Here is a 23,152-nt window from a genome sequence, read left to right as displayed (position 1 = left end):
TTTGTGGCGGATGCCGAAAGCGCAGCCGGATCAGCGCTTCTTCTTGGCGATGGTGGACGTGAAATCGGGGTCCTTATTCGCTACCCAATCGACGAATTTGCGCACGGCCGGGTTGGCGAGCAGACCCTCTACTTCCATGCCGTGGCGCTGCAGTTCGGAATTGGTGAAATTGGTGATCAGCGTCTGCTGGCAAATGGGGTGCATGGGAACCACATCGCGCCCACCCCGGCTCTTGGGCACGGGGTGGTGCCAGACAATGGTCTTGCCGGTCGGTCGGCCACAGAGCCAGCAGAGCACCACGGCCTCGGGAGCCTCTTCGTCCTGATGGAGGTCCTCATAAGGGCCGTGCTTCGAATGTTTGCGGGCCATTGGTCTGCCTGAATTGCCTGAGCTTGTGGTAGCCGCCTCATAACGGGTGATGTCGGTATTGCCACACCCGTGTCTCCGACCGGCGCGATCTCCACTGCAAAGGCATCCCACTTCAAATGACCGCTATCGAACCGCTTCAAATCTACGTTGAACGACGGCAACCAAGGTGCCCTTCCCTGTCGCGCCAGACGGCTGGAGTAAGTCAGAGTCCTTCGTTATCAGCTTCAGTAAACACTCCAGAACTCTCAAGCTTGATGGGCGAAACACAGAGTATCATCGTGTATCGCCCATCACGGACATACTGCGCTTAGCAACTAATCCACGCTGAACGGCTTGTCGTAGCCAAAACGGCCACTCCTATGCCTTCGCTGCCAAAAATCGGCTAGGTCAAAGCGGCGACCTTTCCCATAGCGAAGCAATCTCTTTTGGTGCCAATCGACTAACTGCCGCTTCCAATCCAGCCGATAAAACCTTCCCTCTCCTACACTAAAAACAGCGTCGAAAATGGAATAGTGCGAGAGGCCTTCGGCGATCCTGAGCGCCAACCGATTGGGATAGCCCTGCAATGTCGGACGGAAGCGCCACTTGTCCTCGCCGACGGGTACACGAATTTTTCCGTCGTGCGGAAGCTTTGCCACATAGCAGGCGATTCGAAGGACATCGTCAAATTTTCTCAGGTGACGATCTTTCACAGGTTCGGCCCCGAACTTATTTTGCCAAGATCTTGATTGGTTGAGCGCCCTCTTCGCGGACCTGTAAGCCCGGCGAGATGTCGAGCCCCAACATAGAGCGTGAGCATGCAACATCAGCGTGCGCCCTTCACCAAGTGCAGGGTAGTTCAAGAGAGGCTGTATCTCGATGAAGACAAGCGCTGACAAACCCAGAGTTCGAATGGCCTTGTCCACCTTGCGCTTCAGAGCACAAAATCTCAGGAGCGGATAGCGGTCGGACGTTATGCCGATATCATCGATAAACGTGATATGGCGGAACTGGACGCCAGAGCTATCAAATCTAGCCCTCAAACCGCCGACGACGTCGAAGAGTATTTCGGCACTCTTCTTTCTTGCCGATACATCGCACAGACGCAAATCGGCACGGCATTCATTGACACCTAGCAGAGCATGCAACTTTCGACGCCCGAGCAAAGGTGGTTTGATAAGTTCCACCCCATGAAGGACACGGTTAAGGAATGCTTCTGCCTTCTGCTGCTGGTGATGCAAAGTGTCCCGGGGAGACCTCTTTGGGTATTTCTGTCAATCGGCGTCCAAAAGGGACCCCCGATCGGCGCGCAAAAGGGACCCCCTCTCAACGATGGCAGGACGGTCGAGGAACGCGCCTTGCGCTGCGCGCGGCGTAGGGAGGGCGGAGCCCGACCGGAGGCGCGCGCAGCGCAAGGCACCTTAATCCTGCGTGCGGCAGGGATCAGTTTCGGTTCTTGAAGCGCCAGCTGTCATTGCCGGTCTCGATGATGTCGCAATGATGGGTGACGCGATCGAGGAGAGCGGTGGTCATCTTGGGGTCGCCGAACACCGTCGGCCATTCTCCGAACGCCAGGTTGGTCGTGATGATGACGCTGGTTTGCTCGTAAAGTTTGCTGACCAGATGGAACAGCAACTGCCCGCCTGAACGGGCGAAGGGAAGATAGCCAAGCTCATCGAGCACGACGAGGTCGAGGCGAGAGAGCTGGGCGGCAAGCGCGCCGCTTTTGCCGATCCGGGCTTCCTCTTCGAGGCGGGTCACCAGATCAACGGTGTTGAAGTAACGCCCCCGCGCTCCAGCGCGGACGACATTGGCGGTGATGGCGATGGCCAGATGGGTCTTGCCGGTGCCGGTGCCACCGACCAGGACGACATTGCGCCGTGCGGGGAGGAACGCCCCGCCGTGCAGCGAACGGACCAGCCCCTCGTTGATCGGCGTCCCCTCGAAGTGGAAAGCATCAATGTCCTTCACCACCGGCAGCTTGGCGGCCGCCATCCGGTATCGGATCGAGGCGGCGTGGCGGTGCGTTGCCTCCGCACGCAGCAGATCGGTCAGTATCTCCATCGTCGTGCGCTGGCGCTGAAGCCCTGTGGTGACGGTCTCATCGAACGCGCCGGCCATCCCTTTGAGTCCGAGCCCGCGCATCGCGTCGATCATGTCATGCCGCTGCATGAAAGTTCCTCAGTTGGTCGTAACGGGCACAGTCGGCGATCGGCGGATGCCGCAGGGCATTGTCCTCCGACGTGACGATCGTCAGCGGTCGCGGCGGTTCGCGGCGCCGTGCCAGGATATTGAGGATCAAGTCGTCGCTCGCCGTGCCGGTTGCCAGTGCCTCCCGCACGGCGGCTTCGACGAGTTCCAGGCCATCGGTCAGCACGGCCGCCAGCACGCGCACGAACCGCCGATCGGCATCATCGCCGTTACCCAGCTTGCGTCGCAATCGGGCGAGCGCCGGCGGCAGTTCCCAGTCCTGGAAGGGTGCTCCGTTGCGTAAAGCGCCGGGCTTGCGGGCCAGCACCGGCAGATAGTGCCAGGGATCATAGATGGTGCGGTTCCGCCCGAAGAAGCGGGGATGCTCAGCGACGACCTCATCGCCGCATCGCACGACAATACGGTCGGCATAGGCCCGAACCTGCACAGTGCGCCGCGCCACTGTCGAGAGGACCGAGTAACGGTTGCGATCGTAGCTGATCAGGCAGGTGCCCGACACGCCGTGCTCGCTCTCGTTGAAGCCGTCGAACGGCCCCAGCATCGACTGTAATGCAGGACGTTCGATCTCCAGCATCTGCGCCACGGTCTGGTCGCCCTGCTCAGGATGGGCCTGCCGTTCGGCCCAGCGTCGGCACTCAGCTTCCAGCCAGCCATTGAGCTCCTCGAGGCTGGCGAACCGCAGACGGGGCTGGAAGAAGCGCCCTCGGATCGTCTGCACCTGGTTCTCGACCTGACCCTTCTCCCATCCCGCCGCCGGCGAGCAGGCCGTGGGCTCGACCATATAATGGTTGGCCATGATCAGGAACCGCCGGTTGAACACCCGGTCCTTGCCGGTGAACACGCTCGTCACCGCCGTCTTCATATTATCGTAGATGCCGCGCCGGGGCACGCCGCCGAAGAAGGCAAAGCCGCGCGCATGCGCGTCGAACAGCATCTCCTGGGTCTCGCGTGGATAGGCCCGGACATACACAGCCCGCGATGCGCACAGCCGCATGTGCGCGACCTTTACCCGCATCGGCTTGCCGGCGATCTCGACATCCTCGTGGCTCCAGTCGAACTGGTAGGCCTCGCCGGGCTGGAACAGCATCGGAATAAAGGCAGTCGTCCCGTCTCCGACATCCCTGCGCCGCTCGATCTTCCACCGTGCCGCATAGCGGCGCACGGCATCGTAAGAGCCCTCGAAACCCTCACGCACCAGAAGGTCGTGGATACGGGTCATCCGAAGCCGGTCACGTCGGCCCCGTAACTCGTTCTCTTCCAGCAGCACATCCAGCCGATCCTGAAACGGACCGATCCGCGGCAGCGGCTGAACCTTGCGCCGATAATCAAATGCGCCTTCCGGCGCCCGGATCGCCTTGCGGATTACCTTCCGCGACACATGCAGATCACGCGCGATCGCCTTGATCGCCTTCCCGCCGGCATACTCACGCCGGATACGAACCACTGTCTCCAAAACCAACATCCCGATCTCGCCGCATGAACTTCCACGCGGCTGTGTAAGCTATCGAAATGAGGGGTCCCTTTTAGACGCCGATCACCCCGCTAACGGGGTCCTTTTTGCACGCCGATCCACAGGTATTTCCGCATTTTGAAAAATCCCGCCAATGCAGGTGTAGCTCCAGAGCATCAGCAAAGCTCTGGAGAGCGTCAGACCTAGGAAGTTGGCCCCTTTAGGCTGCCCACCTGCGTATATTGCATGTGTCGACCAATTCGGAGGGGGCATTGGCCCCCTCCGATGATGCGCCGAGTTTACACCTTGATCGCGTGTTGCCTTGCAGTGCGGCTGGCGAAGGCATTCTCGGCTGCATATGCCCGAGCATCCTTCAGTCGATACCGAACATTTCTTCCAAAGTAGGTCACCATCGGTCCATCACCTTTGGAACGCAAATTTCGAAGGAACTTCACCGACACCCCCCACATGGCGGCAAGGGCCTTTTCGTCAACGTAATGCGGCCTTGGCGTTTCGCTCTCAACCGATGCGGTCAGCTTGGCTACCAACGCATACAGCCTGGTGAGCTCCTTTCGGCAATCGGCCTTACTTTGCATGACCGTTTCGATCCGTTCCGCAGCGGAATGTTTTGTCCGGCTGGCAGCCTGCAGATTCGCTTTGCCATCAAATGCAGCTACGATATCAGGCTTTGCCTTCCGCTCGGCCGATATCTTGCGATTCTCCGCACGCCGCTTTGCAGCAGCATTGCGCTTCCTACGGGCAGTCCGGAATGCTTCAACATTCTTGGCTGGTGCAAACTTCGATTTCATACTCAACTCCATTCTGTTGCTACAAAAGCGGAGCCCCGCGCGGGGCTCCGGATATTGTTTACCGAATGGGTTTTCGTCTTTGTGATTTTAGGTCTAAATATATATAATATAACGATATTATTTTATCTCTTTATGTCCTATCATATAAGGACATAAATCTGCGAAGTCTGGATTGTCCGCCTCCAAGAGGACATATTGTAACGAGAATTAATGTCCTCTATCGAGAGGACATTATGACACAACCGGCAAAACTCGTTACGAAAGGCAACGGCACGCGCCCGACGCCCGCGTTGGCTAAAGCGAATAAGGCTATCGCTGCTGAACGGAAGTTCATTCGGGACGGCCAGCGCCTGCTTCGGGAATGGTTAAAGCGGGTTGGGGAGAAAAAGCGCGTCAATGACAAACGCCAGATTCCTATCGAAGATCCGGATGATTGGATGCGGAGGACCACCTACCTCTATCTCAAACGAGTGATTGAGAAGACACCTCGAGTCATAACCCGGTTGCTGAAGGACTTGGATGGGAAGCACAAACGGGGGCCGAGCATCGCACGTCAACCCTTTAAGCAGGGCCTGCTTTTGATGCACGCTTTGCCGGCAATGAAACCGGTGGGGAGAGCCATCGCGAATGCAAACAGCCCTCCGAAGTTAGCAATGCCTAAGCTTCTCTCAGATCGGCAGCGGCGCGCTGATCTTGGCGACGCAATGGCATACGCCTACAAGCATGGTGTGACATCAAAGTACTTCAACGCGTTTTGGCGATATGTCGGCATGACACGAATCAAATCAAGGCTGCATTGTGACGAACTTGAGCCTGGATTTAGCCATCCCAAGAGTAAGGCCACAAAGGCAAAAAGGGCGCTTCCTAAGCGCTAACCATTTACCCTGGAGTACCCGGAGATGCCTTGCCGCGTGGTTGCCATGTGGTTGCTATCGACTTTGCGCAGCTGACCACGCCCTCCAGCAAGCTATTGATTTTAAATGGTGAGCCCTGCTGGATTCGAACCAGCGACCTACTGATTAAAAGTCAGTTGCTCTACCGACTGAGCTAAGGGCCCGACCAAGGCCGGTCACCTAGGGCGCGGGGTGCGGCGGGTCAAGCGGGCGTTGTGGTGTTTTATGCGCAAGCCGGTTTCGGGATCGCGCCAGCCGGGGGCGATGGCGGCGGCCGGGGTGAGGACGAACGTCCGCTTGCGGTATTCCGGGTGCGGAACGCGCAGAGCGGGGGTGGCGCCCGGCGCCTGCCGCCAGACACCCCCGCTCCACAGGATCACATCGAGATCGAGCGTGCGCGCTCGCCAGCGCTGGCCGCGTCGCACGCGGCCGAAATCGAGCTCGATCTGCTGGAGCAGCCGCAGCAGCGCGGGAGGCATCAGATCGCCAGCCACGATCGCCGCCGCGTTGGCATAGCGCCGGTGCGAAGGCCCGAGCGGAGCGCTGGCAATCGTGGGCGAAACCGCCTCCACTGCCAGCCCCTGCGCCGCGAGCGCGCGCACCGCGGCGCGCAGAACGGCGGCCGGGGCGCCATGCCGCGCGTGGCGGACGTTGGAGCCCAGCGCGACCAAGTAACGCTGCGGCGGCGAAGCGGTCACACGTCCTGCGCCAGCCGCGCGTAAAGCTGCGGGCGGCGATCGCGGAAGAAGCCCATGCCGGCGCGGTGCTTCGCGGCTTCGGCCAGATCGATGTCCGCCACCAGCACACCGGTTTCCTCCGCCCCGTATTCGGCGAGGAAATCGCCCCACTGATTGCTGATGAAGCTGTGCCCGTAGAACCGCTGTTCGTTCTCTTCGCTGCCGATGCGGTTGGCGGCGATCACCGGCATGCAGTTCGACGCGGCGTGGCCCAGCATGGCCCGGCGCCAGATGCGGCTGGTATCGAAGCTGGCATCATAGGGTTCCGAGCCGATCGCGGTGGGGTAGAACAGGAGTTCCGCCCCCATCAGCGCCATCGCGCGCGCGCATTCGGGATACCACTGGTCCCAGCACACGCCCACGCCGATGCGCGTGCCGAACACGTCCCACACTTTGAAGCCGGTGTTGCCGGGGCGGAAATAGAACTTCTCTTCGTATCCCGGACCGTCGGGAATGTGGCTCTTGCGGTAGATGCCCATGATCTCCCCGCCGGGGCCGATCATCGCCAGCGTGTTGTAGTAATGATGGCCATCGCGCTCGAAGAACGAGGTGGGGATGGCGATGCCCAGCGCTTTCGCCAGCTGGCGCATCGCGCGCACCGAAGGGTCCTGGTCGAGCGGATAGGCCAGCGCGAAGCGGGCTTCGTCCTCCGTCGTGCAGAAATAGGGGCCGGCGAACAGTTCCGGCGGCAGGACGACCTGCGCCCCGCGCGCGGCGGCCTGTTCCACCAGCGCGGCGACAGCGGCGATGTTCTGCGCTTCGCCGGCGTTGAGGGCGAGTTGCAGGGCGGCGACGGTGATCTTGCTCATGGCCGGGGACTTATTGCCCCCGGCCCTGCAATTCAACGGCAAGACTGTGACAAAGCGCCGCCACGGTCAGGACCTGGGGTCAGGGCCGCTTGCGGAACAGCAGCGTCATCCGGTCGCTTTCCCCCACGCCGGCAAAGCGCATGCGATCGGCATCCCCTTGCGAGAAAGTGGGCGGAAGCGACCAGACGCCGGCGGGGTGATTCGCCGGGTCCTTGGGGTTGGCGTTGATCTCGCTCTTGCCGACGAGTTCGAAACCGTGCGCCTCGACCATGGCGATCACGTCCTTTTCGCGCAGATAGCCCTTGCTGCCATCGGTGTAGGAGGCCGGGGCATCGGGCCGGGCGCGATGCTGGACGATGCCAAGCAGCCCGTCGGGCTTGAGCAGGCGGCGGATCGCCAGCAGATCGGGATAGAGCCAGCCCCCGCGCCACATGTTGTGCACTTCGCGGAAGATCAGCGCGCGATCGACCTTGCCGTCGAGATCGGCGGGCAGGCTGTCGGTATTGAAGGCCAGGATGCGCTCGGCGGGGACGCCGGTCCACTGCGCCGCCTTCGCCGGGAAGGTCGCGCCGAGGTTGCCGAAGGCCTGCTTCGTCCGTTCGGGCGCGTTGGCGACACCGGGATTGAGGCCAATATACTGGCCCTGCGGCCCGAGGTAGGGCACCAGGACGCGCGTGTACCATCCGCCCGACGGCAGGTAGTCCACCACCGTCATGCCCGGCTGCACGCGGAAGAAGCCCAGCGTTTCGGCGGGGTGACGCCAGATATCGCGGGCACGGTCACCATCGCGGCGCGGATCGGCCAGCACCGTCGCCATTGCCGGCGATGTTGCGGCGGGGGCCAGCGTTTCGGCCTGGACGGAGGTCTGGGGAACCAGGCCGGCGACCGCCATGGTCAGGCTGGCGGCAAGGGCTGTCAGGACAGTGCGCACGCGCAAATTCCTCTCTCGGTTGGGATCGCGCGCAAGGTAGCCGAGTGGGAAGCGATGACAAGCGCCGGTCGCCTTCCTATCTAGCCTGCATACAAACAGGAAAGGACAAGCGATGGCCCAGGCCATTTTCGCAGGCGGGTGTTTCTGGTGCACTGAAGCGGTATTTCGGGACGTGATCGGCGTCAGCAACGTGGAAAGCGGCTATATCGGCGGGGTGACGCCGAACCCGACCTACAAGCAGGTCTGTTCGGGCAACACCGGCCATGCCGAAGCCATCCGGGTGACGTTCGATCCCGATGCGATTTCCTACGGGCAATTGCTCGATATCTTCTTCGCCACGCACGATCCGACGCAGCTCAACCGGCAGGGCAACGACATCGGCACGCAGTACCGCTCCGCCGTGTTCCCGCTGGACGAGGAGCAGCAAGCCGAAACCGAAGCCGGCATCGCCCGTGCACAAGCCGATCGCGCGGAGCCGATCGTGACCACGATAGAAGGGCCGGCGGAATGGTATCCGGCCGAGGACTACCACCAGGAATACTGGGAAGGCGAAGGGCAGCGCAATCCCTATTGCCTGGCCGTGATCCCGCCCAAGCTGATGAAGCTGCGCAAGAGCTTCGCCAACAAGGTCAAGGCGTAAGCTTCAGAGCTTGCGCCAGCGGGCGGCGAAGAAGCCATCGATGCCGCCCGCATCGGCCAGCATCCCCGGATCGCTGCGCAACCAGCCTTCCGGCGTCGGCGCGATGCCGGCGGGAAGCTCCTCGGCAGCGATGGGATCGGGCGCCAGCGCGGTGAAGGCGCGGGCCTGCGCCTCGCCCTCCTCCGGCTCCAGCGAACAGACCGCATAGACCAGCACGCCACCGGGGCGCAGCCATTCTGCCGCGCGCGCGAGCATCGAGCGCTGAAGCACGGCCAGTTCCTCGATTGCCGGCAAGCGGTGCAGCACATCGGGATGCCGACGGCAGGTACCGGTGGCGGTACAGGGCGCATCGAGCAGGATCGCGTCAAACGGTTCCTCCGGCTGCCAGGCGTGCGCGTCGGCCGCAACGACCTGTGCCTCCAGGCCGGTGCGCTTCAGGTTTTCACGCAGACGATCAAGCCGGCGGGCCGATTTGTCGAGCGCGGTCACCTGCCAGCCGGCAGCCGCGAGTTGCATGGTCTTGCCGCCCGGCGCGGCGCAGAGATCGAGCGCGCGCCGCCCGGCCCCCTGCCCCAGCAGCCTTGCCGGCACGGTGGCGGCAAGGTCCTGCACCCACCACGCGCCTTCGCCGAACCCCGGCAGCGCTTCCACCGCGCCCGCGCGCGGCAGGCGAACATGGCCGGCCATCAGCGAGACGCCGCCCAGCCGCTCGGCCCACTCGGCGGTGGCATCCGGATCGCGCAGGGTCAGGTCGATCGGCGGCGGATCGGCCAGGCCCGTGGCGATCGCTCCCACTCGGCTGTGCCAGGCGGCTTGCCAGCGTTCGTCCACCAGCGCGGGCAGAGTTGGCGCCGCGGGCAGCTTTGCCGGACCGCGGATCACCGCCGAGAACACGCCATGGGCCAGCCGGCGCGGCCCACCCGCCAGCAGCGGCAGGCCGGTGGCCACCACGGCATGGGGTGGAAGCTCCAACCGCAGGGCCTGCGCGAGCATCAGCCGCAGCACGGTGCGCGCCTTGGAGTCGTCCGGCAAGCGCTGGCGCGTGGCCCCATCGATCAGGCGGTCGAGGTCCTCCATCCAGCGCAGCGTTTCCTGCGTGATCGCCATAACCAGCGCGCGATCGTCCCCACGCTCTATCCCGCGCAGGACAGGGGGGGCGATCTGGTCCAGCGGATCGCCCCGGCGCAGCACGGCATCGAGCAGGCGCAGGGCGGCGCGGCGAACCGGCAGGCCGGGCGTATCGTCTTGAACGGGGGGACGCGACATCGCGCGCCTATCGCGCGTCCGGCCGCGCTTGGCAATTGAACTCGGCGCCGGGAAGGTCGATATGGAGCGCATGGACAAGCCCCCCCCCCGCGCGACCAAGCGACCGGCCGGTTTCACGCCGCCCGACTACTGGACCAATCCGCCCGTGCCGGAACCGAAAGCGGCCGTTCCGACGGACGACCCCGACGGGCTCGATCCCACGCGCTTCGGCGACTGGGAAAAGAACGGAATCGCGATCGATTTCTGATCGCTGACGTCTGACTACTGACGCGATCAGCCTTCGATGATCCGCGTCTGCGGATGATGGCGGTCGAGATGCTTGCGGATGATGCGCAGGTTGCGCGTGTTCGAGCGGAACAGGAAATCGAAGGCGTCGCCGGCAACCGGCACCGCGCCCAGCAGCGCGTCGAACGCGACATTGGCGCCCATCCGCAACAGCTTCCATTTGGGCAGGCCCAGATTGCGGGCTTCCCACACGATCCACGCCCCCATCGCCGCCGTCACGAAATCCCCCACCACCGGGATCAGGCCGGCCAGCGCATCGAGGCCCACCGGCCGATTGATGCCGGGGATCACGAAGCTGCGTTCAAGCACGTGCTCCATCAGTTCGATGCGCTGGCGCACTGACGCCGGATCACGACCGGTGCCGGGCAGTTCGATGCCCATCCGCACGGGACGGGCGCGGGATCGGAATACCTGTGCCATGCCCCCTATTTGGGAAGCAGGGCCAGCGGCGGCAAGGGATGCCATCCCCAGGGGTTGGGCGCGAAGCCCGTCACGCGGCTGCGCACCAATGACCAGCGCAGCGGACGGGCGATGGGAATATAGCCGTTGACGGCGGTTATTTCCGCTTCGGCCTCCGCCAGCAGGGCGGCGCGCTGCTGCGGATCTTTCGCGGCGCGCGCGTCATCCAGCCGGGCATCGCCCGCCGGGCTGCACACCGGCCGCCGTGCGGCGCACGCCAACTGGTTCAGGAACCACGTGGCGCGACCATAGCGGGCGACGGAATCGATCAGGCGCAAGTCGGCCGGCGCGGTTTCGTCCACCCGCTGCACCTGAAGGCCGATGGCGGCGAAATCCGCGCGCAACCGGTCAAAAACGACCTGCGAACCGGGACCGCCGCCGATGGCGATGCGCAGCACCGGCAGCGGGTTGCCCGCCGCCTTCCAGCGCGCCACGCGTTCCGCCGCCGCCGCCCGGCGCTGCTCGATCCCCATTCCGGCCCAGCGTTCGCCGATGGTACCCAGATCGCCGGGCGTTTCCGGGGCCACGATCCGCGTGGTCCCCGACCAGCCGCTGACATTGAACGCGCCCAGCAACGCATCGCGATCGATCGCCATGGCCAGCGCCTCGCGATTGGCCGCCTCGCCCAGATAGCCCTGCGCGTTTTCGACCATCAATCCGAACAGGCCGCTGACGGGGTCTATCTGCACGTTGCCGCGGACCAGTCCGCCGACGCCCGCCAGCGGCAGGGAATCGATCCGGCCGCCCAGCAGAACGTCGATATAGCCGTCGTTGAAGCGGGCCACCGCCTTTTCGGCGGGCGCTACTTCGACGATTACGGAGCGAGCGCGGCGGGCGAAATCCTCCTGCGCCGGCAGCCCGCGCTTGCCGGGCGGGATAAGCGACAGCACCGCGCCCTGCGGGGTGCGCTGCATCGCCATAGGGCCGCCGCCCTGTCGCGCATGGGGAAGGCCGAGTTCGGGCTGCGCCAACAAGGTCAGCAGATCGGGCAGCGGGCTTTGCAAATCAACCTCGATCACGCGATCGGTCATCACCCGGATCTCGTCGATCGAGGCAAGGTCGAGGCCCAGTGGCGATCCGCGCAGGGCGGCCAGCGCGCGCCGCAGCGAAGCGGCGACATCTTCGGCATCGATTCTGGCGCCACCGGGCCAGGTGCCGTCGCGCAGGCGGAAGATATAGCTCTGGCCATCGTCGGTCACGATCCAGCGATCGGCCAGCCCCGGCACCACCCGCCCTTCGGCGTCAAACCCCACCAGCCCTTCCACCGTGGCGGCGCGCAATGTCTGCCCGGCGGGAGAAAGCCGCACGCCTTGCGCCTTGAACGCATCCGAATCGCCCACCAGGCCGAGTTGGAGCGCACCGTCACCGCGCCAGCCGCACCCCGATGCCGAAGCGGCAAGGGCAATGGCCAGGGCAAGGCGGGAAAGACGCGGCATTTCAATACCGACCTAGCAGAAGGCAATCAGGTGGTCAGCGGTCAAAGCCGAGAAATGTGCGCATGGCGGAGAACGCCAAATGGCGCGGGACGCCGATACCACTCAGATCTTGCGCATCCGGCCGCGCTCATGCGTCGGCAGCGGCGGTCGCACGAAGCGGGGAGTCAGTTCGTCCGCCGTGGGCCCTGAGGCGGTGGCGCGCACCACCTTGGGATCGATGTCCTCGATGAAGGCGATGCCGAAGCGGTTTTCCTGAATCCAGGCGACGACGCCTTCGACCCAGCCCAGATTGCGCAGGTTCACTTCCAGCCGTTTCCCGACAACCACGCGGACGTTGCCTTCGGCCATCATCCCGCCAGCCGAAAGGTTGCGGACCTTGACCTTGTGTTCGCCATCCACGCCATCAAGACGCAGATCCGCCATAAGGAACAGGCTGTCGCGCCCGATCTGACGATGCTCAAGCTCTGTCACGGCGAAACCGACCACTCCTGCAAACCGCCGAAAATGCTCCGCAATGGATTCCGAGCCGGCACCTTGGACAAATCGCATGATTCCCTCTCCACGTCCTATACGGATGTGGCAAAGAAATCGTTAAACGCACCCCGATTAACCAAGCAAACGTGCCATTTCCGGACAGTCCGCATGGTCCGGGGCGGAAAGGTTTGACTCACATATCGCGCGAGATTTTTTCCCGGCGTTCATGCGCTTCCTGCGCTTCGACGGTCATCGTCGCGATCGGGCGGGCGATCAGACGGCCCAGGCCGATCGGCTCTCCGGTCACCTCGCAGAAACCGTATTCGCCTTCGTCGATCCGGCGCATCGCGGAATCGATCTTGGCGATCAGCTTGCGCTGGCGATCACGCGTGCGCAGTTCGATGCCCCAGTCGGTTTCGCTCGAGGCGCGATCGTTGAGATCGGGTTCGCGCAACGGTCCGTCCTGCAATGCGGAAAGCGTGCCAGCCGACGCGGACAGGATCGATTTCTTCCATTCGAGCAGAAGGCGGCGGAAATAATCGAGCTGCGCCTCGCCCATATAGGGTTCGTCATCACTGGGAACGTAATCACCCGGCATGGCCCGGCGAGCCTTGGCCAGAACGTCAATCTCGTCACTCAAAACGCCAGCCATCCGGCCCTCCAGATAAACGCCTTCCGACCCGACCGGCAATCGCCGCGACGCATCGCGCGTTCCCGGTTTGTGGCGCCCTATAGGAGCCGCCCGGAACCGGCACAAGCCATTCCATGCGGGTGATGGCACAAGGAAGTTGAAGCCCGGCGGAACGCCAAAGCGTCAGAAATCGCCGTTTTGGCGGGTTTTCCGGAGCCGCCCCACCCCGGCGTTAACCATTTGTTGAGCAAACTTGGTGACTGTCTGACACGCCGGGACCCGTGAAAGGCCCGGATAACTTGGTTTTCAACCGGGGGTATTGGTAAATGGGACAAGCCTGGATCAAGCTGGTCGCCGATGACGCGGCCATGACATACGCCGAAAATGCCGGTCTGCACGAAGGCGCCGACCTTCTGGTGGCAACCTGCCTGGCCGCCGCCGCGCAAGGGGACACCAACGCACTGTTCGACCTGGGCGTGGCCTTTTCGACGGGCAGCCACGGAGTGGAATGCGATCTGATCGAAGCGCACAAGTGGTTCAACCTTGCCGCCGTGGGTGGCCATGACGATGCCGCGCAGTGCCGCGCCGACATCTCCGAGGAAATGACCGCGCGCGAAATCGCCGAAGCGCAACGCCGTGCGCGCGAATGGATCCGCGCCTCCAGCCGCCGCGCCGCCTGATCGACCTGTTGCCTGGTCTATCGGCCGGCACGCGCCGGACGGCTATCCTTTTCTGAAAGGCGTATGCTCGCCCAGCGTCAGCTGGTCCTGCGCCACACCCTGCCTTTCCCGCTCGAGAAAATCGGCGACGGCGGCCCGAAATCCCGGGTCCACGATGTAGTGGGCCGACCACGTGCGCACCGGCTCGTAGCCACGCGCCAGCTTGTGCTGGCCCTGCGCCCCCGCCTCCACCCTGCCGAGGCCCAGCGCGATCGCCGCGTCGATCGCCTGATAGTAGCACAGCTCGAAATGCAGGAACGGCCTGTCGACGATCGCGCCCCAGTACCGGCCGTAGAGCGCGTCCGCGCCGATGAAATTGAGCGCCCCGGCCACGGCCTGCCCATCCAGGAAGGCCAGCACCAGCAGCACCCGATCGGCCATGCGATCGCCCAGCAGATCGAACGCCTGCCGGGTCAGATAGGGCCGCCCCCACTTGCGCGCGCCGGTATCCTGATAGAACTGCCAGAAGGCATCCCAGTGTTCGGGCCGCAGCGCGTCGCCGGTCAGCGCCCGGATCTCCACGCCCTGCTGCGCCGCCGCGCGTTCCTTGCGGATGTCCTTGCGCTTGCGCGACGACAGCGCGGCCAGGAAATCATCGAACGAGGCATAGCCCCGGTTTTCCCAATGGAACTGGATGTCGGAGCGCAACAGCCAGCCCGCCTCCTCGAACAGCGGCAACTGGGCCGGTTCGATGAACGTGGCGTGGGCGGATGACAGTTCGTTGCCTTCGCACAGGCGCTCGGCCACGCGCAGCAACGACGGCGCAAGGTCGGGCCGGTCCCCCAGCAACAGGCGCGGCCCGGTGGCGGGCGTGAACGGCACGCTGATCTGAAGCTTGGGGTAATAGCTGCCGCCCGCGCGCTGCCAGGCATCGGCCCAGCTGTGATCGAACACGTATTCGCCCTGGCTGTGCGCCTTGAGATAGGCGGGCAGGGCCGCCGCCGGGCGGCCGGCCTCGTCCTCGATCACCACCGGCAGCGGGGACCATCCGCTGCGCCCGCCGACGCTGCCCGATTCCTCCAGCAGCGACAGGAAGGTGTGCGCGGTGAACGGATTGCCGCCGCCCGCCAGCCGATCCCAGTCTTCGGCCGCGATCTCGCTGATGGAATGATGGATACGCGCGGTGACGCTCACGGCAGGCCGGCGCCCTCGGCAATCGGGGCGTCGGCGTGGGCAGACGCCTTTTCCGCCAGTTCGGGCGAGCGCACCGTCCAGGTCAGCACCGGCAGACCCCGGCGGCGCTGGAGCGCGGCGAAACGGCTGGGGAGATCGCGCACGTCGTAGGCAAGGAACTGCGGCTTGCCGTGCCACAGCGCCAGATGCCGCCGCGCGCGCGCGAACAGGGTGCGGCGCCCTTCCTCGGTCACGACAAGGCCGTGGACGATGTGCGGCGAATAGCGGCGGAACCACGCCGGCACGCGCGGGTCGAAGCTCATGACCGCGACATCGCCGCGATAGCCTTCCAGCACCCGGCGCACCGCCAGGCACAACGGCGCCACGCGCAGATCGCGGCGCGACTTTATCTCGATCAGCAGCGGCGCGCGCCCGGCGACCAGATCGAGCATCTGGCGCAAGGTAGGAATGTGCTCCCCTTCGGCACCGCTCAGCGCGATCGCGCCAAGCTGGGTGGAACTGTGGTCGATAATCGCGCCGGCAGCGTCGGTCAGGCGATCGAGGTCCCAGTCATGGAACACCATCGCCTGGCCATCGCTGGTGCGCTGCACATCGCATTCAATCCCCAGCCCGCGCTCGATGGCGAGCGCGAAGGCGGCGAGCGAGTTTTCCGGCGCGCCCGCGCGGTGCAGACCACGATGGGCATAGACACGCCCGCGCAGCCAGCCGACCCGTTCCGCTGGCGGAACGGGGACGAGCCACCGGTCAAGCAGGGCGAACAGCAAATACAGCATCGACTTCCACGGCCGCGCCCAGCGGCAGGACAGGAACGCCAACGGCGCTGCGCGCGTGGCGGCCAATGTCTCCGAACACGGCGACCATCAGTTCCGACGCGCCATTGGCGACCTTCGGCTGATCGGTGAACGTCCCGGCGGAGTTGATGAACGCGCCCAGCTTGACGACGCGCTCCACGCGATCGAGCGAACCCAGCGCCGCCTTGACCTGCGCCAGCAGCATCAGACCGCAGGCCTGCGCAGCGACGACGCCCTGTTCGAGCGAGACATCCTCGCCCAGCCGCCCGGTCACCAGCTTGCCATCGACGAACGGCAACTGGCCCGACACGTGCAGCAGCCCCCCGACCTCGACCGTCGGCACATAGGCCGCAACCGGCGCGGCGGCCTGGGGAAGCGCGAAGCCCAGTTCGGCAATCTTCGCGGCAACGGCATCAGTCATCATTCGCTCCATGAATTTGCGCCAACAGCCAGGGCAGCGCGGCGGACCATTCGTCGATCCGGGCGTGCGCGTGCCCCTGCTGATGCGCGCAGTCGATATGGGGGGCCAGCATCGGCTCTCCGCACAAGTGCAACCGCGTGACATGGGGTGCCAGTTCGGCAACCGATCCATGGTGCTGCGGCAGATCGTCGATGAACACCGCGCGTTCCGGGCGGTATTCATCGAGAATCGCCTTGAGCGCCGGCCCCTTGGGTCCGGTGTTGGTGAAGACCCGCGCGTGGATGCCCACATCGCGCAACTGCCGCGCGCGATCCTCGCGCCGGTGGTCGCCCAGGTTGGTGAGGATCACCACGTCGGCATGTTCCGCCAGCGCGTTGACGCCCTCCACCGCGCCGGCGATCGGCTGCTGCCGGTACATCTCGGTATCGAAGAACAGGTTGAGCAGGCGCCAGATTTCGGCCGGTTCGACATACCCGCCATCGGCATAGCGCATGGCCTTGCCGAAATCGTTGCTCTGCATGGCAAAATCGATGCCGTGCCGTTCGGCCAGCCATTCCTTGTAGGGCGCGACCATGTGCAGCAGCACTTCATCGCAATCGCTGATGATCAGCGGGCGGCTCATCTCAATTTCTCCCGGATGGCGGCAAGGGCTTCGGGTGCAATGTCGAGTGCTTCCGCCGCCGCGACAAGGTCCGATTCATGGTTGGCGAGAAAATCCAGTACCGCGCCCAGCACGCCCGGATCGCCAAGGCCGGCGCGCAGGGCTTCGGGCGTCAGCCCCGTCAGCGCCAGGAACCGGTCGGCCCGGCCACTATCCGCCAGCACCCAGCCAAGCGCCTGCAAGGCCACGGTGCGCGCATCAGAAACCGGGGCGGGTTCACGAATGATTGTCAGGGCCTTTCCGGGTCAATAGAGGGTCAACGGCGCAGCCGGCTTCCGGCGCTCGCACCCGAGGGCTCAGTGGCAAAAAGAATTCTGGTTGTCGAGGATAACGACCTCAATCGCAAGCTGTTCTGCGACCTGCTGAAGGCCAACGGCTTCACCGTCGAACCCGTTGCCGACGGGCGCGAGGCGATCGAGCGGACCCGCCTGTTCGTCCCCAACCTCGTCATCATGGACATCCAGTTGCCCAACGTGTCGGGCCTGGAACTGATCGAGGCGCTGAAAGGCGACGCCGAACTGCGCACGATCCCGGTGCTGGCCGTGACCGCCTATGCCGGCAAGGGCGACGAGGAACGCATCCGCGAAGCCGGTGCCGAAGGCTATCTGGCCAAGCCGGTGTCGATCGGCCCGTTCATGGCGGCGGTGAACAAGCTGGTGTGAGCCGGCCCTGTCAGGAGGGCACGTAGGCGCGCAGGTGCTCGATCGCGAACGTCACGACCGTCAGGCACAGGCCGACCATGAACACGCGGTAGGCATAGCCGAGGAAGCGGTACTTCTTGCGCTGGAGCACCTGGCCGTTCTGGTAGATGTCGCGCAGCATCGTGCGGAACACGGTTTCATCGGCGTGGAGTTCATCGAGCACGCTGTCGATCCATTCCTCTTCCGCGACGTGGGTGAAATAGCCGAAGAACAGCTTGTTGGGCGACGACGGGCCAGCCTGCCCCCTGCCCGTCTTGCCTCGGTCTGGCCCGCCGATCGAGGGCAGCACCGCGAACACCGCGCACATCGCGGAAATGAACGCCGACATTGCCAGCACGCCCAGCGACCACGGCATCGTTCCGCTTTTCGCCTGCCCGACCGCGATGGTGAACACCAGAAAGGTGGCCCCCATCAGCAGCGAAGCCTTGGCATCGGCCATCTGGCTGAGCGTGAGGTTCATCTGCTGCGAGGTGCGCACGAGATGGATGGCGTGGTTGGAGAAACCCGACGGCGAGAGCGGCGAGGGCGTGGCGCGGACCGGCTGCGCTCCGACCGTATCCCCGGTTTCCGCTGAAGCGCCCGATGACGGTGGCGGCGGCAACGGCGACGGCTGGTTCAACGCATTTCCCCTTGATGCGGCATCGCGGCTGGGGATGACACAGGACGGTCCGGCTTGACAAGCGGACCGCGTGGCCGCTTTTCAGCCGCAATCGTCTGGCAGGGGGCTTGCCCCACAGTGGAGAATACCGATGGACCGCGCCGCAACCGCAAACCGGATCGCCGAGCTGATCGAGCCGTTCAACAAGAAGGGCATCGCGATCGCCGAGGATACGACCTTTGCCGGTGACCTTGAATGGGACAGCCTGACGGTGATGGATTTCGTGGCGGCGATCGAGGACGAATTCGACATCATCATCACCATGAACCAGCAGGCCGAGATCGAAACCTACGGCCAGCTGATCGACGCCGTGACCAAACTGCAAGGCTGACGCCCACGATGACCGATCTGTTCAGCAAGTTCGACCCGCTGATCGAACAGCGCCGCGCCCTTCTCGCCGGTGGCGTGGAAGACCCGTTCAACCTGGTGATGGAGCGCGTGCTCTCGCCCACCGTGGCCGTATGCAACGGGCGCGAGACGATCCTGCTGGGCACCTACAACTACATGGGCATGACGTTCGATCCCGACGTGATCCTGGCGGGCAAGCAGGCGCTGGACGATTTCGGTTCGGGCACCACCGGCAGCCGCGTGCTGAACGGCACCTATGCCGGGCACCGCGCCGTGGAGGACGCGCTCAAGGACTTCTACGGGATGGAGCACGCCATGGTGTTCTCCACCGGATACCAGGCCAATCTGGGCATCATCAGCACTGTCGCCGGCAAGGGCGACTACATCGTGCTCGATATCGACAGCCACGCCTCCATCTGGGACGGCTGCAAGATGGGCGATGCCGAAGTGGTGCCGTTCAAGCACAACGACATCGTGGCCATGGAAAAGCGCCTGAAGCGCATTCCCGAAGGCGCGGGCAAGCTGGTGGTGCTGGAAGGCGTCTATTCGATGCTGGGCGACATCGCGCCGCTGAAGGAAATGATCGCCATCGCCAAGGAAAATGGCGCGATGGTGCTGGTGGACGAGGCGCATTCGATGGGCTTCATCGGCCCCAACGGGCGCGGCGTGGCCGAAGAGCAGGGCGTACTGGACGACGTGGACTTCGTGATCGGCACGTTCTCCAAGTCGGTCGGCACCGTCGGCGGCTTTTGCGTGTCCAACCACCCCAAGTTCGAGATCCTGCGGCTGGTCTGCCGCCCCTATGTCTTCACCGCCAGCCTGCCGCCGAGCGTGGTCCACACCGCCGCGACATCGATCCGCAAGCTGATGCACGCGGGCAACAAGCGCGCCCACCTGTGGGAAAATTCGCGCACGCTGCACAAGGGCCTGCGCGACCGGGGCTTCCAGCTTGGCACCGAGGAACCGCAGAGCGCGATCATCTCGGTCATCATGCCCGATCTGGAGCGCGGCGCGGGCATGTGGGAAGCGCTGCTCCACGAAGGGCTGTACGTGAACCTGGCCCGCCCGCCGGCGACGCCCGCGGGGATGACGCTGCTGCGCTGTTCGCTGTGCGCGGAGCACACGGCGGAACAGGTGCAGACGATCATCGGCATGTTCGAACGCGCCGGCAAGAAAGCCGGAATCATCTGACCGTGATGGCTGGCCGGAGGATATTCCGGCCGGCCGGTTGGTGCCATTTCGTCAGTGCAGCCGGATCTCGCCGTCCACCGCCCGCCATTCGCTGGGGCGGATCAGGTGGTTGTGCGCCACGCGGACCGAATGGATCACCGCCTCGATATCGCGCCGCCAGAAATCGAGGAACCGTTTCAGTTCCGGGAACCGGGGTGCGACGTCGTAGCGCTGCAGGACGAATTCCTGCAGCAGGCTGGGATGATCGGGCATGTAGTAATGGATCTGCCAGGTGGCCAGCCCGTAACCGGCCAACTGAAGCCGAAAGTCGCTGTCTTCCATAGTCCTCCTTCCCCCTCGCTGGTGAAGAAATACCGGGAAGCAGCATGCTCCTTCATGGTTAACGGACCGTCAACGGGGTCCGCCGCCCTTTTTGTGCATTGCAGCAAGCAGGAACGCGCGTGGCTCAGGCGCTGGCGGTGACCGACTGCATCGTGGCGCCGCTGCATTCGTCGGCGCCCTTCTGCCCGTGCCCGCCCAGCATCGCGGCGGCGACGAAGCCGGCCAGGATCAGCGCGATGAACCCGACCACGGCGAGGCCGAGGTAGCGATCGATCCACGCCTTGATCGGCGCGCCGAACAGGCGGAACAGCACGCCCACGATCATGAAGCCGATGCTGCGCGAGATCAGGCTGGCGAGCAGGAACTTGCCGATCGGCATGCCGATGAAGCCGGCGGTGATGGTGATGAGCTTGAACGGGATCGGCGTGGCGCCCTTGGCGATGATCGCGAGAAAGCCCGCCTCGCCCCGCAGCTTGCACGCGGCGTAGGGGAAGCTCTGCGTCAGGTGCAGCGCCGAAAGCAGCTGTTCCCCCACGCTGGCGAACAGGAAATGGCCGATCGCATAGCCCAGCATCCCGCCGATGACCGAGGCGATCACGGTGATGGCGGCGAAGCGGACCGCCTTCTTCGGTTCGGCCAGGCACATCAGCCCCAGCAGCGGATGCGGCGGGATCGGGAAGAAGCTGGCCTCGACGAACGCGAACAGGGCAAGCCACCATTCGGCGCGCGGATGCGCGGCCTTGGCCATGGTCCAGTCATAGAGGCGGCGAAGCATGGGCAAGGCATCCGTTAACGCGGCTGAGTATCGCGCGGGTGCTTAGGGCAGCGGGCGGCAAAGTGCCATAGGCGGAATATCCGGCCCGCAGTTCGGCCTTGACAACGTGACGCTGAATGAGTACATAACAGGAACATCGCGAAAGACCGAGTCGCCAGCCCCCCGTCGCGACCGGTGCGAAACCTTCCCCAGATACGGATATTTCATGGCAGCCAGATCACCGGGCGCGTCGCTGACGCGTGCCGCAAAAGCGCGTGCGGGCGAAACGTCCGCGCGACGTGGACCCGCGCCGCCGCGCTGGGTCAAGCCGTTCCTGGCCGCGCTGGCCGACACATCCAACGTCGCCGCCGCCGCGCGCAAGGCCAAGATCGATACCTCGGCCGCCTACCAGCGCCGCCGCAACGATGCCGAGTTCAACCGCCAGTGGCAGATCGCGCTGTGCGAGGGATACGACAACCTGGAAATGGAACTGCTGCACCGGCTGCGCACCGGCGAAGTGAAGCCGCCCCCCGGCGCGAAACGGGCGGCCCGGTCGTTCGACAACGCCACCGCGTTCCGCCTGCTGGCCGCCCACCGCGAAAGCGCGGCGCGCCAGCGCGCCATCCGCGACCAGGTGAGCGCCGCCGACATCCGCGCCTCGATCGACCGCAAGGTCGAGGAACTGCGTCAGCGCGTGCTGGCCGCGAAGGCGCTTTCCGAACGGCCGCGCGATGCCAGCTGATCGGCTGGATTTCCTGCGCGAGGATCATGGCGGGCTGAGCGCGGACATCGGCGAGACCTTCGACCAGAGCGAAAGGGACGAATGGCACTGGAACTGGCCGCTGTGGGCGCGCGCCGCGCAACTGCCGCCCGAGGGCGACTGGCGCGTCTGGCTGGTGATGGCGGGGCGCGGCTTCGGCAAGACCCGTGCCGGCGCGGAATGGGTGCGGACGATCGCCGAAGCCGATCACGAGGCCCGCATCGCGCTGGTGGGCGCTTCCTTGCACGAGGCGCGGGCGGTGATGGTCGAGGGCGAAAGCGGGGTGATGGCGGTCTGCCCGCCGCACCGCCGCCCGCGCTTCGAACCCTCGCTGCGGCGCGTGATCTGGCCCAACGGCGCGCAGGCGATGCTCTATTCGGCGGGCGAGCCGGAATCGCTGCGCGGCCCGCAGCACAGCCATGCCTGGTGCGACGAGATCGCCAAATGGGATGACGGACAGGCGCAGGCCCGGCGCAGCTGGGACAACCTGTTGCTGGGCCTGCGCCTGGGCGAGTCTCCGCGCATCGTGGCGACCACCACCCCGCGCGCGGTGCCGCTGGTACGCCGGCTGCTGGAGCAGGCGGGAAGCGAGGCCGACGTGGCGGTGACGCGCGGCGGCACGCGGGAGAATATCGCGCATCTGCCCGCACGGTTCATCGCCGATGTCGAACGCGAATTCGGCGGCACGCTGCTGGGCCGGCAGGAACTGGACGGGGAACTGATCGAGGACCTGCCCGGCGCGCTGTGGACGCGCGCGCTGCTGGAACGGTGCCGTGATGGCGCGGTGCCAGCGATGACGCGGGTGATCGTGGGCGTCGATCCGCCGGCCAGCGCGCAAGGCGATGCCTGCGGGATCGTGGTCTGCGGGCTGGGCGAAGACCGGATCGCGCGCGTGCTCGCCGATGCAACGGTCGAGCGGGCCAGCCCCGAAAGGTGGGCCGGTGCGGTTCGCGATGCGGCGCGGGCATGGGGCGCGGACCGGGTGGTGGCCGAAGCCAACCAGGGCGGCGCCATGGTGGGCGCGGTGCTGCGCGCGGCCAATGCCACGCTGCCGCTGCGGCTGGTCCATGCCAGCCGGGGCAAGGTGGCGCGCGCCGAGCCGGTCGCCGCGCTCTACGAAGCCGGACGCGTGCGCCATGCCGGGATGTTCGCCCGGCTGGAGGACGAGCTGTGCGGGCTGATGCCGGGCGGCGCCTACCAGGGGCCGGGGCGATCGCCCGACCGGGCCGACGCCTGCGTGTGGGCGCTGACCGAACTGATGCTGGGCCGCGCGGGCGAACCGCGCGTGTGGTTCGACTGACACTTCCGACAGAA

The 23,152-nt window shown here is 65.0% G+C and carries 30 protein-coding genes and 1 tRNA gene; 9 read left to right on the top strand and 22 right to left on the bottom strand.

The window, feature by feature from the left end; all coding sequences use genetic code 11:
• Positions 1-30 precede the first annotated feature (30 nt).
• The 5 genes from NMD1_RS10500 to NMD1_RS10480 form a co-directional block, all read right to left on the bottom strand.
• Entirely contained in the window at positions 31-369 is a 339-nt protein-coding gene (locus NMD1_RS10500) for a hypothetical protein (RefSeq protein ID WP_125954705.1), read from the bottom strand.
• A gap of 314 nt (positions 370-683) precedes the next feature.
• On the bottom strand, positions 684-1,589 hold the full coding sequence (locus NMD1_RS10495) for a hypothetical protein (RefSeq protein WP_125954704.1): 906 nt from the start codon (positions 1,587-1,589) through the stop codon (positions 684-686).
• Positions 1,590-1,791: 202 nt separating this feature from the next.
• Entirely contained in the window at positions 1,792-2,520 is a 729-nt protein-coding gene (gene istB, locus NMD1_RS10490; RefSeq protein WP_125953069.1) for an IS21-like element helper ATPase IstB, read from the bottom strand.
• A complete protein-coding gene (gene istA / locus NMD1_RS10485; RefSeq protein ID WP_125953070.1) occupies positions 2,507-4,021 on the bottom strand; it encodes an IS21 family transposase in 1,515 nt (504 codons plus the stop codon). Before istA ends, istB begins: the two co-directional genes overlap by 14 nt.
• A gap of 287 nt (positions 4,022-4,308) precedes the next feature.
• On the bottom strand, positions 4,309-4,818 hold the full coding sequence (locus NMD1_RS10480) for a hypothetical protein (protein WP_125954703.1): 510 nt from the start codon (positions 4,816-4,818) through the stop codon (positions 4,309-4,311).
• 233 nt (positions 4,819-5,051) lie between these two features.
• Between NMD1_RS10480 and NMD1_RS10475 the strand changes: the two genes are divergently transcribed.
• Complete coding sequence (locus tag NMD1_RS10475) at positions 5,052-5,693, top strand: hypothetical protein (RefSeq protein ID WP_125954702.1); 642 nt, start codon at positions 5,052-5,054, stop codon at positions 5,691-5,693.
• Positions 5,694-5,799: 106 nt separating this feature from the next.
• Here the strand turns inward: NMD1_RS10475 and NMD1_RS10470 are convergent.
• The 4 genes from NMD1_RS10470 to NMD1_RS10455 all read right to left on the bottom strand — a co-directional run bounded on the left by NMD1_RS10470 (position 5,800) and on the right by NMD1_RS10455 (position 8,188).
• Positions 5,800-5,875, bottom strand: a tRNA-Lys gene (locus NMD1_RS10470).
• 12 nt (positions 5,876-5,887) lie between these two features.
• Positions 5,888-6,409: a 2-amino-4-hydroxy-6-hydroxymethyldihydropteridine diphosphokinase gene (gene folK, locus NMD1_RS10465; RefSeq protein WP_125954701.1), complete on the bottom strand. Its 522-nt coding sequence runs from the start codon at positions 6,407-6,409 to the stop codon at positions 5,888-5,890.
• The gene (aguB, locus tag NMD1_RS10460) at positions 6,406-7,257 is read right to left on the bottom strand and encodes an N-carbamoylputrescine amidase (RefSeq protein ID WP_125954700.1); all 852 of its coding nucleotides are present in this window, start codon (positions 7,255-7,257) and stop codon (positions 6,406-6,408) included. Before aguB ends, folK begins: the two co-directional genes overlap by 4 nt.
• A 79-nt stretch (positions 7,258-7,336) precedes the next feature.
• On the bottom strand, positions 7,337-8,188 hold the full coding sequence (locus tag NMD1_RS10455) for a class I SAM-dependent methyltransferase (RefSeq protein WP_125954699.1): 852 nt from the start codon (positions 8,186-8,188) through the stop codon (positions 7,337-7,339).
• Positions 8,189-8,300: 112 nt separating this feature from the next.
• Between NMD1_RS10455 and msrA the strand changes: the two genes are divergently transcribed.
• On the top strand, positions 8,301-8,828 hold the full coding sequence (gene msrA, locus NMD1_RS10450) for a peptide-methionine (S)-S-oxide reductase MsrA (protein WP_125954698.1): 528 nt from the start codon (positions 8,301-8,303) through the stop codon (positions 8,826-8,828).
• A 3-nt stretch (positions 8,829-8,831) separates the two neighbouring features.
• On the opposite strand, the gene NMD1_RS10445 is transcribed toward msrA, so the two are convergent.
• Positions 8,832-10,094, bottom strand: coding sequence for an RsmB/NOP family class I SAM-dependent RNA methyltransferase (locus NMD1_RS10445; RefSeq protein ID WP_125954697.1), 1,263 nt, complete (start codon positions 10,092-10,094; stop codon positions 8,832-8,834).
• Between the two features lie 70 nt (positions 10,095-10,164).
• On the opposite strand from NMD1_RS10445, the gene NMD1_RS10440 reads away from it, so the two are divergent.
• Positions 10,165-10,341 (top strand): DUF1674 domain-containing protein, encoded by a 177-nt coding sequence (locus NMD1_RS10440; protein WP_125954696.1) that lies wholly within the window; start codon positions 10,165-10,167, stop codon positions 10,339-10,341.
• Positions 10,342-10,367: 26 nt separating this feature from the next.
• Here NMD1_RS10440 and NMD1_RS10435 read toward each other — a convergent pair whose 3' ends face one another.
• From NMD1_RS10435 to dksA, 4 genes are all read right to left on the bottom strand, one after another.
• On the bottom strand, positions 10,368-10,799 hold the full coding sequence (locus NMD1_RS10435; RefSeq protein WP_125954695.1) for a DUF4112 domain-containing protein: 432 nt from the start codon (positions 10,797-10,799) through the stop codon (positions 10,368-10,370).
• A gap of 5 nt (positions 10,800-10,804) precedes the next feature.
• Entirely contained in the window at positions 10,805-12,274 is a 1,470-nt protein-coding gene (locus NMD1_RS10430) for an ABC transporter substrate-binding protein (protein WP_124810576.1), read from the bottom strand.
• A 102-nt stretch (positions 12,275-12,376) separates the two neighbouring features.
• Positions 12,377-12,745 (bottom strand): PilZ domain-containing protein, encoded by a 369-nt coding sequence (locus NMD1_RS10425; RefSeq protein WP_190287332.1) that lies wholly within the window; start codon positions 12,743-12,745, stop codon positions 12,377-12,379.
• Positions 12,746-12,941: 196 nt separating this feature from the next.
• On the bottom strand, positions 12,942-13,400 hold the full coding sequence (gene dksA / locus NMD1_RS10420) for an RNA polymerase-binding protein DksA (protein WP_124810578.1): 459 nt from the start codon (positions 13,398-13,400) through the stop codon (positions 12,942-12,944).
• Between the two features lie 305 nt (positions 13,401-13,705).
• On the opposite strand from dksA, the gene NMD1_RS10415 reads away from it, so the two are divergent.
• Entirely contained in the window at positions 13,706-14,059 is a 354-nt protein-coding gene (locus tag NMD1_RS10415) for a sel1 repeat family protein (RefSeq protein WP_124810579.1), read from the top strand.
• Between the two features lie 42 nt (positions 14,060-14,101).
• Here the strand turns inward: NMD1_RS10415 and NMD1_RS10410 are convergent, their stop codons facing one another.
• The 5 genes from NMD1_RS10410 to NMD1_RS10390 are packed head-to-tail and all read right to left on the bottom strand — an operon-like array spanning position 14,102 to position 17,329.
• The gene (locus NMD1_RS10410; protein WP_125954693.1) at positions 14,102-15,232 is read right to left on the bottom strand and encodes a GNAT family N-acetyltransferase; all 1,131 of its coding nucleotides are present in this window, start codon (positions 15,230-15,232) and stop codon (positions 14,102-14,104) included.
• A complete protein-coding gene (locus tag NMD1_RS10405) occupies positions 15,229-16,005 on the bottom strand; it encodes a glycerophosphodiester phosphodiesterase family protein (RefSeq protein WP_125954692.1) in 777 nt (258 codons plus the stop codon). The genes NMD1_RS10410 and NMD1_RS10405 overlap by 4 nt, the downstream gene beginning before the upstream one ends.
• Positions 15,977-16,444 carry a RidA family protein gene (locus NMD1_RS10400; RefSeq protein ID WP_125954691.1) on the bottom strand — a complete coding sequence of 156 codons (468 nt, stop codon included), beginning with the start codon at positions 16,442-16,444 and terminating at the stop codon, positions 15,977-15,979. The genes NMD1_RS10405 and NMD1_RS10400 overlap by 29 nt, the downstream gene beginning before the upstream one ends.
• Positions 16,437-17,066 carry an HAD family hydrolase gene (locus tag NMD1_RS10395; RefSeq protein WP_125954690.1) on the bottom strand — a complete coding sequence of 210 codons (630 nt, stop codon included), beginning with the start codon at positions 17,064-17,066 and terminating at the stop codon, positions 16,437-16,439. The genes NMD1_RS10400 and NMD1_RS10395 overlap by 8 nt, the downstream gene beginning before the upstream one ends.
• Positions 17,063-17,329, bottom strand: a complete 267-nt coding sequence (locus NMD1_RS10390) for a DUF3572 domain-containing protein (protein WP_371433174.1) — start codon at positions 17,327-17,329, stop codon at positions 17,063-17,065. The genes NMD1_RS10395 and NMD1_RS10390 overlap by 4 nt, the downstream gene beginning before the upstream one ends.
• A gap of 75 nt (positions 17,330-17,404) precedes the next feature.
• On the opposite strand from NMD1_RS10390, the gene NMD1_RS10385 reads away from it, so the two are divergent.
• Positions 17,405-17,767, top strand: a complete 363-nt coding sequence (locus NMD1_RS10385) for a response regulator (protein ID WP_125954689.1) — start codon at positions 17,405-17,407, stop codon at positions 17,765-17,767.
• Positions 17,768-17,777: 10 nt separating this feature from the next.
• Here NMD1_RS10385 and NMD1_RS10380 read toward each other — a convergent pair whose 3' ends face one another.
• Positions 17,778-18,425 carry a Pycsar system effector family protein gene (locus NMD1_RS10380; protein ID WP_375600798.1) on the bottom strand — a complete coding sequence of 216 codons (648 nt, stop codon included), beginning with the start codon at positions 18,423-18,425 and terminating at the stop codon, positions 17,778-17,780.
• A gap of 130 nt (positions 18,426-18,555) precedes the next feature.
• Here NMD1_RS10380 and NMD1_RS10375 point away from each other — a divergent pair, with 130 nt between their 5' ends.
• Together NMD1_RS10375 and NMD1_RS10370 are read left to right on the top strand one after the other, a co-directional pair.
• Positions 18,556-18,795 (top strand): acyl carrier protein, encoded by a 240-nt coding sequence (locus tag NMD1_RS10375; RefSeq protein ID WP_124810586.1) that lies wholly within the window; start codon positions 18,556-18,558, stop codon positions 18,793-18,795.
• An 8-nt stretch (positions 18,796-18,803) separates the two neighbouring features.
• Positions 18,804-20,003, top strand: a complete 1,200-nt coding sequence (locus NMD1_RS10370; protein WP_125954688.1) for an aminotransferase class I/II-fold pyridoxal phosphate-dependent enzyme — start codon at positions 18,804-18,806, stop codon at positions 20,001-20,003.
• Positions 20,004-20,054: 51 nt separating this feature from the next.
• Here NMD1_RS10370 and NMD1_RS10365 read toward each other — a convergent pair whose 3' ends face one another.
• Positions 20,055-20,324: an usg protein gene (locus NMD1_RS10365; protein ID WP_124810588.1), complete on the bottom strand. Its 270-nt coding sequence runs from the start codon at positions 20,322-20,324 to the stop codon at positions 20,055-20,057.
• A gap of 124 nt (positions 20,325-20,448) precedes the next feature.
• Positions 20,449-21,099 (bottom strand): YqaA family protein, encoded by a 651-nt coding sequence (locus NMD1_RS10360; RefSeq protein WP_124810589.1) that lies wholly within the window; start codon positions 21,097-21,099, stop codon positions 20,449-20,451.
• Between the two features lie 205 nt (positions 21,100-21,304).
• On the opposite strand from NMD1_RS10360, the gene NMD1_RS10355 reads away from it, so the two are divergent.
• Both NMD1_RS10355 and NMD1_RS10350 read left to right on the top strand, forming a co-directional pair.
• Complete coding sequence (locus NMD1_RS10355; protein WP_125954687.1) at positions 21,305-21,820, top strand: hypothetical protein; 516 nt, start codon at positions 21,305-21,307, stop codon at positions 21,818-21,820.
• Positions 21,810-23,138 carry a DNA-packaging protein gene (locus NMD1_RS10350; protein WP_125954686.1) on the top strand — a complete coding sequence of 443 codons (1,329 nt, stop codon included), beginning with the start codon at positions 21,810-21,812 and terminating at the stop codon, positions 23,136-23,138. Before NMD1_RS10355 ends, NMD1_RS10350 begins: the two co-directional genes overlap by 11 nt.
• The last annotated feature ends 14 nt before the right edge of the window (positions 23,139-23,152 follow it).

This window comes from Novosphingobium sp. MD-1 (assembly GCF_001014975.1).
Classification (GTDB): Bacteria; Pseudomonadota; Alphaproteobacteria; order Sphingomonadales; family Sphingomonadaceae; genus Novosphingobium.
Note: the sequence above shows the minus strand (reverse complement) of the source record. Positions and strands in the feature narration are given on the sequence as shown.

What these genes read in the sequence shown, in the direction of transcription:
- NMD1_RS10375 (WP_124810586.1), top strand. Translation starts at nt 18,556, where the DNA reads ATGGACCGCGCCGCAACCGCAAACCGGATCGCCGAGCTGATCGAGCCG.
- aguB (WP_125954700.1), bottom strand. Translation starts at nt 7,257, where the DNA reads ATGAGCAAGATCACCGTCGCCGCCCTGCAACTCGCCCTCAACGCCGGC.
- NMD1_RS10365 (WP_124810588.1), bottom strand. Translation starts at nt 20,324, where the DNA reads ATGGAAGACAGCGACTTTCGGCTTCAGTTGGCCGGTTACGGGCTGGCC.
- NMD1_RS10370 (WP_125954688.1), top strand. Translation starts at nt 18,804, where the DNA reads ATGACCGATCTGTTCAGCAAGTTCGACCCGCTGATCGAACAGCGCCGC.
- NMD1_RS10400 (WP_125954691.1), bottom strand. Translation starts at nt 16,444, where the DNA reads ATGACTGATGCCGTTGCCGCGAAGATTGCCGAACTGGGCTTCGCGCTT.
- NMD1_RS10440 (WP_125954696.1), top strand. Translation starts at nt 10,165, where the DNA reads ATGGACAAGCCCCCCCCCCGCGCGACCAAGCGACCGGCCGGTTTCACG.
- NMD1_RS10360 (WP_124810589.1), bottom strand. Translation starts at nt 21,099, where the DNA reads ATGCTTCGCCGCCTCTATGACTGGACCATGGCCAAGGCCGCGCATCCG.
- NMD1_RS10430 (WP_124810576.1), bottom strand. Translation starts at nt 12,274, where the DNA reads ATGCCGCGTCTTTCCCGCCTTGCCCTGGCCATTGCCCTTGCCGCTTCG.
- NMD1_RS10500 (WP_125954705.1), bottom strand. Translation starts at nt 369, where the DNA reads ATGGCCCGCAAACATTCGAAGCACGGCCCTTATGAGGACCTCCATCAG.
- NMD1_RS10395 (WP_125954690.1), bottom strand. Translation starts at nt 17,066, where the DNA reads ATGAGCCGCCCGCTGATCATCAGCGATTGCGATGAAGTGCTGCTGCAC.
- NMD1_RS10435 (WP_125954695.1), bottom strand. Translation starts at nt 10,799, where the DNA reads ATGGCACAGGTATTCCGATCCCGCGCCCGTCCCGTGCGGATGGGCATC.
- istB (WP_125953069.1), bottom strand. Translation starts at nt 2,520, where the DNA reads ATGCAGCGGCATGACATGATCGACGCGATGCGCGGGCTCGGACTCAAA.
- NMD1_RS10480 (WP_125954703.1), bottom strand. Translation starts at nt 4,818, where the DNA reads ATGAAATCGAAGTTTGCACCAGCCAAGAATGTTGAAGCATTCCGGACT.
- msrA (WP_125954698.1), top strand. Translation starts at nt 8,301, where the DNA reads ATGGCCCAGGCCATTTTCGCAGGCGGGTGTTTCTGGTGCACTGAAGCG.
- NMD1_RS10415 (WP_124810579.1), top strand. Translation starts at nt 13,706, where the DNA reads ATGGGACAAGCCTGGATCAAGCTGGTCGCCGATGACGCGGCCATGACA.
- NMD1_RS10475 (WP_125954702.1), top strand. Translation starts at nt 5,052, where the DNA reads ATGACACAACCGGCAAAACTCGTTACGAAAGGCAACGGCACGCGCCCG.
- NMD1_RS10445 (WP_125954697.1), bottom strand. Translation starts at nt 10,094, where the DNA reads ATGTCGCGTCCCCCCGTTCAAGACGATACGCCCGGCCTGCCGGTTCGC.
- NMD1_RS10350 (WP_125954686.1), top strand. Translation starts at nt 21,810, where the DNA reads ATGCCAGCTGATCGGCTGGATTTCCTGCGCGAGGATCATGGCGGGCTG.
- NMD1_RS10405 (WP_125954692.1), bottom strand. Translation starts at nt 16,005, where the DNA reads ATGCTGTATTTGCTGTTCGCCCTGCTTGACCGGTGGCTCGTCCCCGTT.
- NMD1_RS10355 (WP_125954687.1), top strand. Translation starts at nt 21,305, where the DNA reads ATGGCAGCCAGATCACCGGGCGCGTCGCTGACGCGTGCCGCAAAAGCG.
- istA (WP_125953070.1), bottom strand. Translation starts at nt 4,021, where the DNA reads ATGTTGGTTTTGGAGACAGTGGTTCGTATCCGGCGTGAGTATGCCGGC.
- dksA (WP_124810578.1), bottom strand. Translation starts at nt 13,400, where the DNA reads ATGGCTGGCGTTTTGAGTGACGAGATTGACGTTCTGGCCAAGGCTCGC.